The sequence below is a fragment of the Mesorhizobium sp. M0968 genome, assembly GCF_040319065.1.
Lineage (GTDB): Bacteria > Pseudomonadota > Alphaproteobacteria > Rhizobiales > Rhizobiaceae > Mesorhizobium.
Window position 1 is genome coordinate 133,395 of record NZ_JAMYNL010000008.1, and the last position, 14,728, is coordinate 148,122.

A 14,728-nucleotide genomic window follows, 5' to 3' on the forward strand; every position below is an offset into this window, starting at 1 on the left:
GCCCCGTCGTCCAATTCCCGCTAAGACGCCGCCGTTCATGCCAAGCTGGGAACCACGCCGATGACGGATGTCGCCGCCACCGCCGAAATGCAGGCCGCGCTGCTTTCAAGGGCGCTGCCCTACATGCAGCGCTACGAGAACAAGACGGTCGTGGTGAAATATGGCGGCCACGCGATGGGCGACATCGCGCTCGGCAAGGCTTTCGCCCGCGACATCGCACTTTTGAAACAATCCGGCGTCAACCCGATCGTCGTGCATGGCGGCGGGCCGCAGATCGGCGCCATGCTCGCCAAGATGGGCATCGAATCCAAATTCGAGGGCGGCTTGCGCGTCACCGACCAGAAAACCGTCGAGATTGTCGAGATGGTGCTGGCCGGGTCGATCAACAAGGAGATCGTCGCGCTGATCAATGCCGAAGGCGAGTGGGCGATCGGGCTGTGCGGCAAGGACGGCAACATGGTGTTTGCCGAAAAGGCGCGCAAGACCATGATCGATCCGGATTCCAACATCGAGCGGGTGCTCGACCTGGGCTTCGTTGGTGAGCCTGTCGAGGTCGACCGCACATTGCTCGACCTCCTGGCGCGGTCCGAAATGATCCCGGTGCTGGCGCCGGTGGCGCCCGGCCGCGACGGCCATACCTACAACATCAACGCCGACACTTTTGCCGGCGCCATCGCCGGCGCCTGCCAGGCGACGCGCCTGCTGTTCCTTACCGACGTGCCCGGCGTGCTCGACAAGGACAAGAAGCTGATCGACGAGCTGACCGTGGCCGAGGCCAAGGCCCTGATCAAGGACGGCACTGTCTCGGGCGGCATGATCCCCAAAGTCGAGACCTGCATCGAGGCAATCGAGCGCGGCGTCGCAGGCGTCGTCATCCTCAACGGCAAGACGCCGCATGCGGTGCTGCTCGAGCTGTTCACCGAACACGGCGCCGGCACGCTGATCGTGCCGTGAGGCCGGGTGTCTGAGAGGCTCAAGCGTTTGGCGAAATAGCGGTCACGGACTTACGCGGCAGGCGTTCGACAACCATCGATTCCTCGTCCTCGTCTTGCGGCGCGCCCCAGAATTCGGCGAGCGTCGGGCCATTTTTGAGGCGGCGGTCGCGGACCAGAAAGCCCCAGACTTCGCGAAACCAGACGCGGCGGCCCATTCTGGTGTACCAGCGCATCGAATGTCGTTGCTCCGGATCCTTGTGGAACAGGATGCGCGCCAAGGCCTTGGGCCGCGACTGCACCGCCAGTTCGATCAGCTTGACGGCGAAGAACAGCATCCACGGCTTGAGGCGGGTCATCCGCAGGACCTGGTGCTTGTAGTCCCACAGGCGGGCGTCCAGCTGGATCACCTTGCGGTCCCTGGCAATCCTGAAGAACGGCGTCCAGCGATGCGGCGTCACATAGAGCGCCTGGATCTGGTCGGGGTCATAAGCGATCAGCTGGCGGAAGCCGCGCCAGAGGTCGCGCAAGCCTTCGTCCTCGAAACCGGCCACCCAGGTCGCCATCGACAAGATGCCGTTGAGGCGCAGCAGCCGTATCGCCTCGCGGTCGGATGAGGTGCTGCCGCCCTTGCGGATCAATGCAAGCGTCTGCTCGTCGGTGTTTTCCATGCCAAGCAGCCAGCGGATGACGCCGGCCTGGCGATAAAGATGCAGACTCTCGGCGTCGCGGACGATGTCGTCGGCGCGGGTGGAGCCGACGATCAGCACCGGCACATTCTCGGCGATCATCGCATCGAGAAAGGCGCGCCAGGCTTTTTTGGACGACGTCGGGTTCTCGTCGGCAAGGTTGATCAGCTCGACGCCATGCTCGCGGTATAGCCAGGCAATCTCCCGCGCGAACTTCACGGGGTCGCGGTGCCGCCAGCGCGTCCAGAAGCCGCGCTGGCCGCAATAGTTGCACAGATGCGGACAGCTTCGCGAGAACTGCATGACCAGCGCGCGCTTGCCTCCCCAATAGCTGTAGCGGCTGACATCGATCAGTTCCCAGCCGACGCGATAGTCGTCGAGGTTGGCGATCGTCCTTGCCGGCTTGGTGGCGAAGGGCCGCCGCAAATCGTCAGGAAAGGCGATGCCCGCCACGTCCGAGAGCGGCTTGCGTTTCTCCAGCGCTTCGACCAGCGCGACGATGGTCGCCTCGCCCTCGCCGCGCACGATGAAGTCGAAGACATTCGTTTCAGCCAGTATGTCGCGCCAATGATAGGTCGGAAACACGCCGCCATAGATCAGGATTGTCGCTGGCTCGATGTCCTTGACCATGCCGGCGATCAGCAAGGCTGTCGGATGTGCAGAGGTCGAGCCGGAATGGCCGATCAGAATGCAGTGGGGATGATCGCTCAAGGCGTCCCGGACCAGCGTGGCAAGCGCCATCGGCCCGAATTCGGCGTCCACAAGCCGCACTTGATGTCCCGCGTCGATCAGCGGACCGCCCAGTGCCAGCAAACCGAGCGGCGGCAGATGGTCGTCCGGCACGCGGCTGCCGATAGCTGTATGTGGCGGATTGATCAGGACGATTTTCATGGCGGACCTTATGCAATGGCGGTCCGCATGTCGTAGTCGGCGATCTAGCTCTGGAGATTGGCTCGATTCAGCAGTTCGTGTGCAGCTTTTCCGCAGAAATGCCTATCGTCTGAGATGTGCAAGCGGGACATGGCCTGGCCCCTTGATGTTCTGCAGCACAAGCTGCGTGTGTACGTCGCGCACGCCTTCGAGCCGCATCAGCCGGTGCATGACGAAGGCATTGAGTTCGTCGACCGACGGCACCATGACATGCAGCAGGAAATCGTAGTCTCCAGTCATCGTCCAGCACGACGACACCTCGTCCATGCGCTGCACGGCGGCGATAAAGTTTTCGGGCGAGCCGTCGCTGTGGGTTACGAGGCGCACCTGGATGAACACCTCGACCATCAGACCGACGGCGCGGCGGCTGAGCACCGCAGCGAAGCCCTTTATGATGCCCGCCTGCTGAAGGGCCTCGAAGCGCCGCGCGCAAGGTGTCGTCGACAGGCCGATCTCCTGCGCCAATTCGGAGACCGGCTTGCGCCCGTCGCGCTGCAGGATGTCGAGCATCTTGATCTCGAATTCGTCAAACTGAGGCATTTTCACTCTCCCAAAGCTCGATCGTGCAGCCTTTTACCTCCAACCCTGCGTTTGAGCCACCATCAAAGCTGATTTGCCTCGCGCCATCCGGCTAGAATTTCCGGCAATTGGCTGGTCATGATTTCCAGGGAGAGCAAGCCATGACAATGAACGTTGCCGACTATGCCCGCGAATGCGCGGCGCGAGGCCTTCGCGGCGATTATTCGGTCTGCCGTGCCGATTTCACCGTGGCGCAGGGCTACAATTATAGCGACGAAGAACAGGCGGTGTGGCGCACGCTGTGCGACCGCCAGACGAAGCTGACCAGGAAGCTCGCCCACCATTCCTATCTCGATGGCGTTGCGGCGCTCGGCCTTCTCGACAAGATCCCGGATTTCGGTGCGGTCAGCGAGAAGCTGCGCAAGCTCACCGGCTGGGAGATCGTCGCTGTGCCGGGGCTCATCCCCGCCCAGCCGTTCTTCGACCACCTCGCCAACCGCCGCTTCCCGGTCACCAACTGGCTGCGAACCCAAAAGGAGCTCGACTACATTGTCGAGCCCGACATGTTCCACGATTTCTTCGGTCACGTGCCGATCCTGACGCAGCCGGTCTTTGCCGACTTCATGCAGATGTATGGCAAAAAGGCCGATAACGTGATTGCGCTCGGCGGCGACGAGATGATCACCAGGCTTTACTGGTACACCGTCGAATACGGGCTGATACGCGAGCCGGGCCAGCCGCTGAAGGCTTTCGGCGCCGGGCTGATGTCATCCTTCACGGAGCTTCAGTTCGCGGTCGAAGGCGGCGAGGCGCACCATGTCCCCTTCGACCTGGAAACCGTAATGCGCACCGGCTACGAGATCGACAAGTTCCAGCGTGCCTATTTCGTGCTGCCGTCGTTCGACGCCCTGCGTGATGCTTTCGAGACCGCCGATCTTGCGGCGATCGTGGCGCGCCGCAAAGGCGAGCCAGCGCTCGACCCGGCGAGCCTATAGGCTGTCGGTTATTTCCAACGCCTCGGCCTTCAGCCGGGCCAGCTGGTCGCGCTGAAGGTCGAGGGACGCCGTAACGAAGCGCAGGATCGTGGCGAGCTCAGTGTCGCTGAATGTGGCGATCACCTTTTCCCCCTCCTGCGCGATCGCGCCATAATAGCGCGTCGATAGTTCTCGTGTGAGTTCCGTCGCCTCTATGACCACCTTGCGCCTGTCCTCGAGGCTGCGCGTTCGTGTCAGCAGGCCGCGTGCCTCCAGCCGGTCGATCAGCGCGGTGACCGCGGCCGGCGTCAACCCTGTTGCGGCCGCGACCTCGCCAGCCGATCGCGGGCCGCCATAGAGCAGCGCCAGGCAATGGCGTTCCGCCATACTCAGCCCAAGCCTATCGCCCACTGCCTCGTCATAAGCCTGCGTCGCGTCCTGCCAGCCCATAATGGCAAGGCTGATGGCGGTCTTCATGTCGGCCCGATTCATGCTTGACGAATTTATTTCGATCATCTAACTATCGATCTGCCTAACATTATGGCTATTATAGTAATATGCTGCATCAGGCGCAAGGCAAGGCCTGTCGCAGCCTGCAAGGAGTGAAATATGAATCAGACCCCAACGCGCGGCCCACTCACACCGGCCGAGGAGTTCAAATATGCCAAGCTGGCGATGGAGTGGTATGGCTGGGGCTCTCCCATTGGCCTTGGCATCGCTCTGGTCGCGCTGGCGGCGGCCGCCCTGCTGTTCCGCATCGCCATCTTCGGATTTTGACAGTCTGGCAGCGGCGCGGTTGAATGCAGCAGAAGGCTTAGGGCCGAGCTCAGGCGGCTTCGGAAATATCGCGGTCGATGATCGACAGATTACGGCCGCGATGCTTGGCCTCGTAGAGCCGCTGGTCGGCGGCGCGCATTAGCTCCGACACTGCGGCGTCTCTGCCGCAGGTGATGCCGCCAATACTGACTGTCAGCGGAACCGTTCGTTCGTCGACGGGCCGGAAACGGATACGCTCGACTTCACGCCGGATGCGCTCGGCGATGCGCCTGGCCTCGTGTTCGGTGGCACCAATCAGAAGGGCGCAGAATTCCTCGCCGCCGATGCGGCCAAGCACGTCGCCGCTGCGCACGCCACGCTCTATCGCATTTGCGATCAGGAGCAGCGCATCGTCGCCGATCAGATGGCCGTAGCTGTCGTTGATGGTCTTGAAATGGTCGGCATCGACGATCAGCAATGCCCCGCGATCGGATTTGCGCCGGGAGCCGTCGAGAGCGGCAAAGAAACTTTCGCGGTTGAGCATGCCGGTCATGTCGTCGCGGCTCGCCTTTTCCGCCAAGCGCCTGTGCGCGGCGGCGAGTTGGGCATGGGCGCGGGCGAGCTCGCGATGCGCGGTCTGCAACCTTTCGCCCTGCCAGAACGTATAGGCGCCGACACTCCAGGCCAGCGCGAGCGGGCACACGGTGGATGTCAGCCAGATGGTGCGATTGATCGGAAACCCCATTGCCGGCACGACGATCAGCGTCAGCAAAAGCGAGACCGCGACGGAGGCGAAAGCGATGGCGGCAGACTTTAGAAATATGCGATTCATCGCTTGCTCCCACTGGTCCGTCTTGGTTCCAGCAAAGCGCTGAATGTCACCTTTCGGCGATGCTTAAGATTTTAATCATGGCGCCATTTTTACCACCCAGGGCGCGCATAGGTTGTGGATAAACCTCCTGTTAGAAAGATCGTTTCGTGCCATAAGGACGTATGACGACACTTCCCGACCCCGCCCGCTTTGCCCATGTCACCGACTGGGTGTTCGATCTCGACAACACGCTTTATCCGCATCATTCGAATCTGTTCTCGCAGATCGATGTGAAGATGACCGCCTACGTCGGAGAATTGCTGACGCTGCCGCGCGAGGAAGCACGCAAGCTGCAAAAGGAGCTCTACCGCGAATATGGCACGACGCTGAACGGATTGATGACGCGCCACGGCATCGACCCCGACGATTTTCTCGAGAAAGTGCACGACATCGATTATTCCTGGCTGGTTCCAGATCCCGTCCTAGGCACCGCCATTCGCCAGCTTCCCGGCCGTAAATTCATCTTCACCAACGGGGATCGCCGGCATGCCGAACGCACCGCGCGGCAGTTGGGCATTCTCGAGCATTTCGATGATATTTTCGATATCGTCGCAGCCGGACTGAACCCGAAGCCGGCGCGGCAATCCTATGAGAAATTTGCCGAACTCCACGCCGTTACCGGACAAAATGCGGTGATGTTCGAAGATCTTGCCCGCAACCTGTCGGTGCCGAAATCGCTGGGCATGACTACGGTGCTGGTGGTGCCGCGCAATTTCGAGCCGACCTTCTCGGAAATCTGGGAACGCGACCCGGCCAACGAGGACGATGTGGACTTCGTCACCGACGACCTCGCCAGCTTTCTCACGGCGATCGTGGAAGTCCCTGCTTGAGGCAGCCGGCGCGCTTCAAGTCCTTGCTTGCATGTCAAAGTTTATAGAAGCGGCTGACGATCCCCCAGGCCTCGTCAGCGGTGTCGACGAAATCGATGATATCCTGATCGCCGGGTGTGATCGTGCCTTGCTCGGCGAGGAAATCGAGGTCGATCGCCTTTGCCCAGAAAGCCTTGCCGAACAGAATGACCGGCACGCGTTCCATGCGGCCGGTCTGGATCAGGGTCAGCGTCTCGAAGAACTCGTCCATCGTGCCGAAGCCGCCTGGAAACACCGCAACGGCCTTGGCACGCATGACGAAATGCATCTTGCGGACCGCGAAATAGTGGAAGTTGAAGCAGAGTTCCGGCGTCACGTAGGCGTTTGGCGCCTGCTCGTGTGGCAGCACGATGTTGAGACCGATCGACGGCGCGCCAACATCGTCGGCGCCACGATTGCCGGCCTCCATGACACCCGGCCCGCCGCCGGTCACCACGACGAATTCGCGATAGTACGAGGTGGCCGACTGCTGTGAGCAGAGGCGGGCGAATTTGCGCGCCTCCTCGTAATATTTGCTGTTTTGCTCGAGGTTCTTCTTCTGCGTCTCGTTCTTGGCCGCCCAGGCTTCGCCGCCGGGCTCGGGAATGCGGGCGCCGCCGAACAGGATGACGGTCGATTGGATGCCGCGCTCGGCCAGGATCATCTCCGGTTTAAGCAGTTCGAGCTGCAGTCTGACCGCACGCAACTCGCGCCGCGTCATGAAATCGGGATCGTTCCAGGCCAGCCGATATGTCTCCGCGCGCGTTTGCGGCGTGTCCGGCACGCTTCTCGACCGCTCCAGATCCTCGTCCGAATGCGGCAGCGGCGTCCATCCCGCCTTTTCCATGGGAGTCATATTTGCTTTACCCGTCCAATCATTCACCTGCGCCGTCCCGTGACGCTGCCGCGATTGACCCTCCCCAAGCCTTCACATAGGGTCCGCGCGACTTTCAAACAGGTTAAGGCGCCGGCCCTTAACAGCTTGGTAATGGAGCGAATTCATGTCGAAGCCCGATCTCGCGAGCCTCGAGGAGATCATCGAGAACGCCTTCGAGGAACGCGACACGATTTCGACCGCAACCCGCGGCGAGACGCGCGAGGCCATCCAATCGGCGCTCGACCTGCTCGACCGGGGCGTCGCCCGCGTCGCCGAGCGGCAGGCCGACGGCAAATGGCACGTCAACCAGTGGCTGAAAAAAGCGGTGCTGCTGTCGTTCCGGCTCACCCCGATGGAGATCATAAAGGGTGGTCCCGGTCAGGCGGTATGGTGGGACAAGGTGCCCTCAAAATTCGACGGCTGGAGCGCCGTCGATTTTGAGAAGGCGGGCTTCCGCGCCGTGCCGTCGTCGATCGTGCGCCGCTCCGCCTATGTCGCGCCCGGCGCCGTGCTGATGCCGTCCTTCGTCAATGTCGGCGCCTATGTCGACAGCGGCACCATGGTCGACACCTGGGCTTCGGTCGGCTCCTGTGCCCAGATCGGCAAGAATGTGCATCTGTCGGGTGGCGTCGGCATCGGCGGTGTGCTGGAGCCGATGCAGGCCGGCCCTACCATCATCGAGGACAATTGCTTCATCGGCGCCCGTTCCGAAGTGGTCGAAGGCTGCATCGTTCGCGAAGGCTCGGTGCTCGGCATGGGCGTCTTCATCGGCCAGTCGACCAAGATCGTCGACCGTGCCACCGGCGAGATCTTCTACGGCGAGGTGCCGCCTAATTCCGTCGTCGTCGCCGGCTCGCTGCCGGGCAAGCCTTTTCCAAACAACGAGCCCGGCCCCAGCCTCTACTGCGCCGTCATCGTCAAGCGGGTCGATGCCAGAACCCGTTCCAAGACATCGATCAACGAATTGCTGCGCGATTGATCTTTCTCAACGAATACGGACGGAATTCGCTTGCCTGATAGATCAGACCTCATCTGGCTTTTCTTCAAAGCTTCGGGCCGCGTCAGCCGCGCGGCCTATTTTCTTGGAGGACTGCTGGTGGCCATCATACAGGCCTTCCCGCTCTACCGTTTCACGCTGGTGCCGGAGGGCACCACCGAGAGCAACATGTGGTCGTTCATTTTCTTCATCGCCTTCATTGCCTCGCTTTGGTCGAACGTGGTGCTGGCGGTCAAGCGGTTGCACGACCTCGACAAGCCGGGCGTTGCGGCGCTGGTGCTGTTCGTGCCGGTTGTCTCGATCATCGCTTTCCTCGTGCTTTGCCTGTTTCCAGGGCAACCCGGCCCCAACCGCTACGGCAAGCGCACCAACGCCCCGGCCGAACCCTGAGCACCGATCGGACATTTCGTCATGCGCTACCGCTCGCTTGATCCGAAACTGATCCTCGAAACCGCCGAACGGCTGGAAGGGCGCGTCGCCGAGCGCTTTCCCGATGCAGGCTTGCGCGGCGTCGCCGCCGAGCTCGTGTCGCTGTCGCGCGATCTGGCAAAGGCAGCCAAGGCGCTGGAGGCGCCGATCTGGTGGCTGCGCGGCCTCATCATCGCCGCCTTCGTCGTCGGAGCGCTGATGTTCCTGTTCGTCGGCACAATCCTGCCGCTCGGCCGCATCTCGGGAAACCACGATGCCTTCCAGTCGGTGCAAGGCATCGAAGCCTCCCTCAACATGATCATCCTCGCGGTGCTGGGCTTCCTGGCCCTGATTCGCTCCGAGGAGCGGATCAAGCGCAAGCGGGTGTTTCGCCAGCTCCACGGGCTGCGGTCGCTGATCCACGTCATCGACATGCACCAGCTGACCAAGGATCCGGCAACGCTTTCAGCCAGTTTCAAGCCGACTGCGCATTCGCCAGCCCGCATCACCAACGCCGCCGACCTTGCCCGCTATCTCGACTACTGCTCCGAAATGCTGTCGATCACCGGCAAGATCGCCGCGCTGTTCGCGCAATCGGTGAATGACGCCGTGGTCATCGACGGCGTCAATGACATCGAGAACCTGGCTTCGAACCTCTCGCGAAAGATCTGGCAGAAGATCACGCTGATCGAAACCCCTCATGGGCAGCCGGCACGTGCGGCGAAGACCGATCCCGAGCCGGGCCCGCCGCGCCGGCCTGCAGTCCGCAGACGACCGGGGCCGGCAAGCTAAAACCGGCAACCCGGCGGCAGATCCGCTAGAGCGGTTCATCGTTTCGCAGAAACGCCGAACCGCTCTATCTTTTTTGTTTTGACGCAATCCCAGACGGAAAACCGTTCCACACTTTTCCTGGAATTGCTCCAGAGCGGCGGAGCGGGGAGTTCCGAAAGCCCGGTTTGCGCCGGATGCTCTAAGCGAATGTTAATCACCCTGGCCCAGCATGCCGGCGAAGACTGTGTCGACCGGCACGGAGCGCTCGACTGGCAAGCGACCTATCCCTGATCACCAAGGAGCCGCGCAAAACGTGGAGCGCCGCCGCTCGCCTCTTTGCCTGGTTCTCTTCGCCGATGAAATTGGAACCGGAAGCTGTCCGCGCCCGGCTTCTCGACACCACCTTCGACCGCAAATTCGCAGTCCTGTTCGGCACCATCAGCGTTCTGTTGGTTGCAGTCAGCGCCGCTCTTGCCACTGGGGATTGGTGGCCCTACGCCTGGATTGCCGCCGACCTGATGCTTTTCACCGTCCGCGTTCTGCTGATGCGGGAATGCGAGCAGGCCCGCAGGCGCGGCTCGAAAGGGCCGCTGGCGGGCCTGATGGCAGCCAGCGGCGTCTGGTCGGTCGTTTTCGGCCTCGGCTGCTATGGCTGTGTTGCCAGCGGGAATATGGCGCTTTCCGTACTTGCCGCCTTGAATGTCGCAGGCGTCGTCGGCGTGGTGTCGTCACGCAATGCGGCGACCCCGCGCTTCGCCATATTCGTCATGTTGGCCGTAAGCCTGCCTTACGTGGTCGGTGCATTGTTTTCTGCGGCGCCCGGAATGCCGATCGTCGGAATTCAAACGCCGTTCTATGTGGTCGGCGTCATCATCGTGCTGCTTCAGAACCACGCAATCAATGCCCGCATGATCCGCGCCGAACTGGACAATCGCGACCTGGCCATCAAGGACGCGCTGACCGGCCTGCCAAACCGCATCTTCCTGCAGGAGAAATTGCGCGACATGTGCCGCGACCTTGCGGCGCCGGCCGCTAATGGCGGCAAGCCGTTTGCAGTGCTCAGCATGGATCTCGACGGTTTCAAACACGTCAACGACCGTTTTGGCCACGCCGTCGGCGACGTGCTGCTGCGCAAGGTGGCCGAACGATTGAAGCGGGGCTTCCGTCCGGGGACGTGGTCTTCCGCATTGGCGGCAATGAATTTGTCATCCTTTTGCCCGCAACCTCGGAGATCGAGGCCACCTACCTGGCAAAGCGGGCCATCGAAAAGGTCTCGGTGCCTTTCGACCTCGGGGTCGGTTCCGCCATCCATGTCGGCTTGAGCGTCGGCAGCGCCTTCGCACCCGCCGACGGCGGCGATCCGGAAATCCTGCTCACCTGTTCCGACCATGCGCTGTACGAAGCCAAGCGCACCGGCAAGGGCCGTTACTGGGCGCCTGTGCGGGCTACGATCTGACGGACGCGACAACGGCTTCCGGCGACAGGCAGGGCGATCCGCCTCTTTCCTGCTCGACCGCGCGCACCAATGCCGTCACGCGCTTCAGCAACGGCGCCGGCGTGCCGGCCTTTTCGGCCAAACGCAAGGCCGCGCCTTGCAGTTCGCCGATCTCCGTCGGCCGGCGGCGCTGAAGGTCATCCCACATCGACGAACGCGCGGCCGGATCGATGGCGAGCATCCGACGCGCCAAGAACTTGAACAGCCAGTCGGGCAGGCGAAGCACTTTCGGCAGCAGCGCGGGACGCAGGCCGGCGATGCGAGCGGGTTCGATGCCTGTTGCCGTCATTGCCGCCAACGCTTCGTCGATCTGGCCGGCCAGGATCAGCCGCCAGCGGCGATCGGCAAGCTCTGCCGCCAGCGGCAGGCCGGAAAGCGCCACCAGCGCGTTGTTGAGGTTGAGCAGCAGCTTGCCCCATAGCACCGCTTCGATGTCACCATGCGTGGCGACGGCAAAGCCCTCGACGTCGAGCAGTTCGTCAAGCCCTGTCGCGCCCTGTTCGATCATCACCTTGCCGCCGCTGGCGCGGTGCAGGCGAAGCGGCAATTCGCCCTCCGCCGATTGGACCACGTTGAACGGCACCATGCCGGCGAGCACCCGCCGGGCGGTGAGATGGGCTCGCAATTTATCGGCATTGTCGACGCCGTTCTGCAGACTGAGTATCACCGCATCCGGTCGGGCATGGGCCGCAATAAGCCCGGCCATGTCCTGCGTCGCGCCGCTCTTGACCGTTGCCAGGATGACATCGGCACCGGGGAATGCCGCGGCCGGATCGGCGGTGACCGACAATGCCTCCGGCTTGACGGATCGGTCGCGGCCATCACGGTCGGTGATGCGCAATCCACCTTTTTGCAGCGCCTTCTCGATGCGAGGCCGCGCCAGCAGAACCACCTTTCGCCCGGCAAGTATCAGGCAGCCGCCGGCGTAGCACCCGATACTGCCGGCACCGGCGATTACGATCGTCCTGCCATGCGTGATCATGCGATGGCCCTGTCCTGGTTGAGAGGCCTTGCCGCAACTTATACGGCATGAAAACCATAATGTCGGCGGCATGGCTGGCCCTTATGTCTGGCCGTGACAGGCCTTGCGCTTTCGACTATCGCTTTTGCCCATGACGCTGCCTACCGATCCGACCAGAAATCTGGCTGCTCTCATCCGCTGCGCTTCCGTGACGCCCGCCGAAGGCGGTGCGCTGAGCGCGCTGGAAGAAATGTTGAAGCCGCTCGGCTTTGCCGTCGAGCGCCCGGTGTTTTCCGAAACCGGCACACCTGACATAGAGAACCTTTACGCGCGGCGTTCCGGCAACGGCCCGCATCTGATGTTTGCCGGCCATACCGATGTGGTGCCGGTGGGCGATGAAACAGCCTGGACGCACCCACCCTTTGGCGCCGAGATCGCCAATGGCGAGATGTTCGGCCGCGGCGCCGTCGACATGAAGGGCGGCATTGCTTGTTTCGTCGCGGCGGTAGCGCGACATATCGCGCAGAAGGGCGGCCCGAAGGGGTCGGTCTCGCTGCTGATAACCGGCGACGAGGAAGGGCCGGCGATCAACGGCACGACGAAACTGCTCGAATGGGCGGCTGCCAAGGGCGAGAAATGGCATGCTGCGATCGTCGGCGAGCCGACCAATCCCGATGCGCTCGGCGATATGATCAAGATCGGCCGGCGCGGCTCGCTCTCCGGCACGGTCGTCGTCAACGGCCGCCAGGGCCACGCCGCCTATCCGCAGCTAGCCGACAACCCGGTGCGCGGCCTGGTGACGCTGGTCGACGCCTTGCTTCACCCCGTCTTCGACAACGGAACAAGGGATTTCCAGCCGACCAATCTTGAGGTGACCTCCATCGATGTCGGCAATCCTGCCACCAACGTCATCCCGGCGAAGGCGGCGGCTACCTTTAATATTCGCTTCAACGACACATGGACCGCCGAGACGATCCAGGCCGAGATCCACAACCGCCTCGACCGGGCGGCGAAACGCAAGAAATACCGCGCCGGCAAGAAGACGCCGGTCGACTACGAGATCGTCTGGCGCGACGGACCGAGCCACGTTTTCCTGACACGCGACGACAGGTTGATCGAGACGCTTGGCGGCTCGATCAAGGCGGTGACCGGCAGGAAGCCGGCGCTCTCTACCTCCGGCGGCACCTCCGATGCCCGCTTCATCAAGGATTATTGTCCGGTGGTCGAATTCGGACTGGTCGGCAAGACCATGCACATGGTCGACGAACGCGTGGCGATTGCCGACCTCGAGACGCTGACGCAGATTTATCTGCGCTTCGTTGAAGACTGGTTTGCGCAGGACATATCCTAGTGATGCTTTCAGCGGATGAAACCTACGCTTCGCTTGCCGGTGCCTGGCGGCTGATGCTCGGCAAAGCCGACGGATTTCGCCTGCTCGACCTTTCGGCGGACGGTTTCTGGAACTCCTTTTTTGCCATTGTCGTCGCGGCGCCGGCACTGATCGTCGGCTGGGTCGGTATTGCCAACGAGATCGGCGATCCCAACGCATTCGTCGGCCGTTTCAGCATGTTGATCCGCCTGGCCACCGTCGATATCGGCGCCTGGGTGCTGCCGCTCATAGGCCTCGCCCTGGTGGCGCCGCGGGTCGGCGTCGGCGGCCGTTTCGTCCATTATGTCGTGGCCAGCAATTGGGCCTCGGCGATCATCGCCTGGATGATGCTGCCATCGGCGTTGATCCGGCTTTTCCTGACATCGGCCAACGAAGTCTCCGGACTGGTGTCGCTGCTGTTGTTCGCGCTGTCGATGGTCTTGACCTGGCGGATGACCAACGTTGCGATCGGCAGGGGTGCGGCCACCGGCAGCGCCGTTTTTGCCGGCATGTTCGTGGCGTCGCTGATCGTCCTGTTCGGCCTGCAGGCGCTGCTCGGGATCAGCGTTCCGGATCAGCCAGGCGTCGGATAATCGACGCCGACGAGAAACAGCCCGTCGGGCGGCGCCACCTGACCGCAGGCCGCACGGTCGCGCGCCTCAAGCGCCGCCTTGAGGTCGGCAACAGTCCAGCCGCCTTCGCCGACACGTTTGAGCGAGCCGACCATCGAGCGCACCTGGTTGTGCAGGAATGACCGCGCCGAAGCGCGGACCTCAATGAAATCGCCCGCCCGGCTGACATCCAGCCGGTCGAGCGTGCGGACCGGGCTGGTGGCTTGGCACTGGGTCGAGCGGAAGGTGGTGAAATCATGCCGGCCAAGCAGCACCTTTGCCGCCTCGTGCATGGCACCGGCATCGAGCTGCTTTGGTACCCACCAGATCTTGCCCTTATCGAGCGCCGCCGGCGCGCGGCGGTTGACGATGCGGTAGAGGTAATGGCGGCCGATCGCCGAGAAACGCGCATCGAAGCCATCCGGCACGACGGCGGCCTTCAGGATGGCGATGCGCGCCTTGGCCGCTTGCAGATGCGCGTTGACGGCGTCGCGCACCTTGTCGCCGGGCCATGCTTTGATCAGATCGACATGCGCCACCTGAGCGGTCGCATGGACGCCGGCATCGGTGCGGCCGGCGGCGCGCAGCGAAACCTGCTCGCCACAGAACTTCTCGATCGCCCGCTCGATCGCCTCCTGCACCGAAGGCTGGTTGGCCTGGCGCTGCCAGCCGGCGAAGAGACTGCCGTCATATTCGATGTCGAGGCGAAAACGCGGCATT

16 protein-coding genes and 1 pseudogene are annotated in these 14,728 nt (G+C 62.7%); 10 read left to right on the top strand and 7 right to left on the bottom strand.

Translation table 11 applies throughout. The features are described from left to right. The first annotated feature begins 60 nt into the window (after nucleotides 1–60). A complete protein-coding gene (argB, locus tag NKH67_RS16715) occupies nucleotides 61–954 on the top strand; it encodes an acetylglutamate kinase (RefSeq protein ID WP_352472350.1) in 894 nt (297 codons plus the stop codon). 19 nt (nucleotides 955–973) lie between these two features. Here the strand turns inward: argB and bchE are convergent, their stop codons facing one another. Together bchE and NKH67_RS16725 are read right to left on the bottom strand one after the other, a co-directional pair. After that, nucleotides 974–2,512, bottom strand: a complete 1,539-nt coding sequence (bchE, locus tag NKH67_RS16720) for a magnesium-protoporphyrin IX monomethyl ester anaerobic oxidative cyclase (RefSeq protein ID WP_353031331.1) — start codon at nucleotides 2,510–2,512, stop codon at nucleotides 974–976. Between the two features lie 102 nt (nucleotides 2,513–2,614). After that, on the bottom strand, nucleotides 2,615–3,091 hold the full coding sequence (locus NKH67_RS16725) for an Lrp/AsnC family transcriptional regulator (protein ID WP_352455982.1): 477 nt from the start codon (nucleotides 3,089–3,091) through the stop codon (nucleotides 2,615–2,617). A 140-nt stretch (nucleotides 3,092–3,231) separates the two neighbouring features. Here NKH67_RS16725 and phhA point away from each other — a divergent pair, with 140 nt between their 5' ends. Next, a complete protein-coding gene (gene phhA, locus NKH67_RS16730; protein WP_352472351.1) occupies nucleotides 3,232–4,065 on the top strand; it encodes a phenylalanine 4-monooxygenase in 834 nt (277 codons plus the stop codon). On the opposite strand, the gene NKH67_RS16735 is transcribed toward phhA, so the two are convergent. Further along, nucleotides 4,060–4,560 (bottom strand): MarR family winged helix-turn-helix transcriptional regulator, encoded by a 501-nt coding sequence (locus NKH67_RS16735; protein WP_352691423.1) that lies wholly within the window; start codon nucleotides 4,558–4,560, stop codon nucleotides 4,060–4,062. The two genes, phhA and NKH67_RS16735, sit on opposite strands and share 6 nt — an antisense overlap. Before the next feature lie 93 nt (nucleotides 4,561–4,653). Here NKH67_RS16735 and NKH67_RS16740 point away from each other — a divergent pair, with 93 nt between their 5' ends. After that, the gene (locus tag NKH67_RS16740; RefSeq protein ID WP_023677478.1) at nucleotides 4,654–4,821 is read left to right on the top strand and encodes a hypothetical protein; all 168 of its coding nucleotides are present in this window, start codon (nucleotides 4,654–4,656) and stop codon (nucleotides 4,819–4,821) included. 49 nt (nucleotides 4,822–4,870) lie between these two features. Here the strand turns inward: NKH67_RS16740 and NKH67_RS16745 are convergent, their stop codons facing one another. Beyond that, nucleotides 4,871–5,632, bottom strand: coding sequence for a GGDEF domain-containing protein (locus NKH67_RS16745; RefSeq protein ID WP_023677477.1), 762 nt, complete (start codon nucleotides 5,630–5,632; stop codon nucleotides 4,871–4,873). A 161-nt stretch (nucleotides 5,633–5,793) separates the two neighbouring features. Between NKH67_RS16745 and NKH67_RS16750 the strand changes: the two genes are divergently transcribed. After that, the gene (locus NKH67_RS16750; protein ID WP_352455977.1) at nucleotides 5,794–6,501 is read left to right on the top strand and encodes a pyrimidine 5'-nucleotidase; all 708 of its coding nucleotides are present in this window, start codon (nucleotides 5,794–5,796) and stop codon (nucleotides 6,499–6,501) included. A gap of 34 nt (nucleotides 6,502–6,535) precedes the next feature. On the opposite strand, the gene NKH67_RS16755 is transcribed toward NKH67_RS16750, so the two are convergent. Beyond that, on the bottom strand, nucleotides 6,536–7,375 hold the full coding sequence (locus NKH67_RS16755; RefSeq protein WP_352455976.1) for an LOG family protein: 840 nt from the start codon (nucleotides 7,373–7,375) through the stop codon (nucleotides 6,536–6,538). A gap of 145 nt (nucleotides 7,376–7,520) precedes the next feature. On the opposite strand from NKH67_RS16755, the gene dapD reads away from it, so the two are divergent. The 4 genes and pseudogenes from dapD (at nucleotide 7,521) to NKH67_RS16775 (ending at nucleotide 11,028) form a co-directional block, all read left to right on the top strand. Next, complete coding sequence (gene dapD, locus NKH67_RS16760; RefSeq protein WP_023677474.1) at nucleotides 7,521–8,375, top strand: 2,3,4,5-tetrahydropyridine-2,6-dicarboxylate N-succinyltransferase; 855 nt, start codon at nucleotides 7,521–7,523, stop codon at nucleotides 8,373–8,375. A 30-nt stretch (nucleotides 8,376–8,405) separates the two neighbouring features. Then, complete coding sequence (locus NKH67_RS16765; protein ID WP_352455974.1) at nucleotides 8,406–8,783, top strand: DUF805 domain-containing protein; 378 nt, start codon at nucleotides 8,406–8,408, stop codon at nucleotides 8,781–8,783. A 21-nt stretch (nucleotides 8,784–8,804) separates the two neighbouring features. Next, nucleotides 8,805–9,593, top strand: a complete 789-nt coding sequence (locus tag NKH67_RS16770) for a hypothetical protein (protein ID WP_352455973.1) — start codon at nucleotides 8,805–8,807, stop codon at nucleotides 9,591–9,593. A gap of 887 nt (nucleotides 9,594–10,480) precedes the next feature. Continuing rightward, nucleotides 10,481–11,028, top strand: a pseudogene (locus NKH67_RS16775) (GGDEF domain-containing protein). Here the strand turns inward: NKH67_RS16775 and NKH67_RS16780 are convergent. Then, on the bottom strand, nucleotides 11,018–12,049 hold the full coding sequence (locus NKH67_RS16780; protein ID WP_353031334.1) for a 2-dehydropantoate 2-reductase: 1,032 nt from the start codon (nucleotides 12,047–12,049) through the stop codon (nucleotides 11,018–11,020). The pseudogene NKH67_RS16775 and the gene NKH67_RS16780 sit on opposite strands and share 11 nt — an antisense overlap. A 130-nt stretch (nucleotides 12,050–12,179) precedes the next feature. On the opposite strand from NKH67_RS16780, the gene dapE reads away from it, so the two are divergent. Both dapE and NKH67_RS16790 read left to right on the top strand, forming a co-directional pair. Next, nucleotides 12,180–13,379, top strand: a complete 1,200-nt coding sequence (gene dapE / locus NKH67_RS16785) for a succinyl-diaminopimelate desuccinylase (RefSeq protein WP_352819590.1) — start codon at nucleotides 12,180–12,182, stop codon at nucleotides 13,377–13,379. 2 nt (nucleotides 13,380–13,381) lie between these two features. Continuing rightward, the gene (locus NKH67_RS16790; protein WP_352455970.1) at nucleotides 13,382–13,990 is read left to right on the top strand and encodes a transporter; all 609 of its coding nucleotides are present in this window, start codon (nucleotides 13,382–13,384) and stop codon (nucleotides 13,988–13,990) included. On the opposite strand, the gene truA is transcribed toward NKH67_RS16790, so the two are convergent. Further along, nucleotides 13,972–14,727 (bottom strand): tRNA pseudouridine(38-40) synthase TruA, encoded by a 756-nt coding sequence (truA, locus tag NKH67_RS16795; RefSeq protein WP_352977482.1) that lies wholly within the window; start codon nucleotides 14,725–14,727, stop codon nucleotides 13,972–13,974. The genes NKH67_RS16790 and truA overlap by 19 nt on opposite strands. Between the last annotated feature and the right edge of the window lies 1 nt (nucleotide 14,728).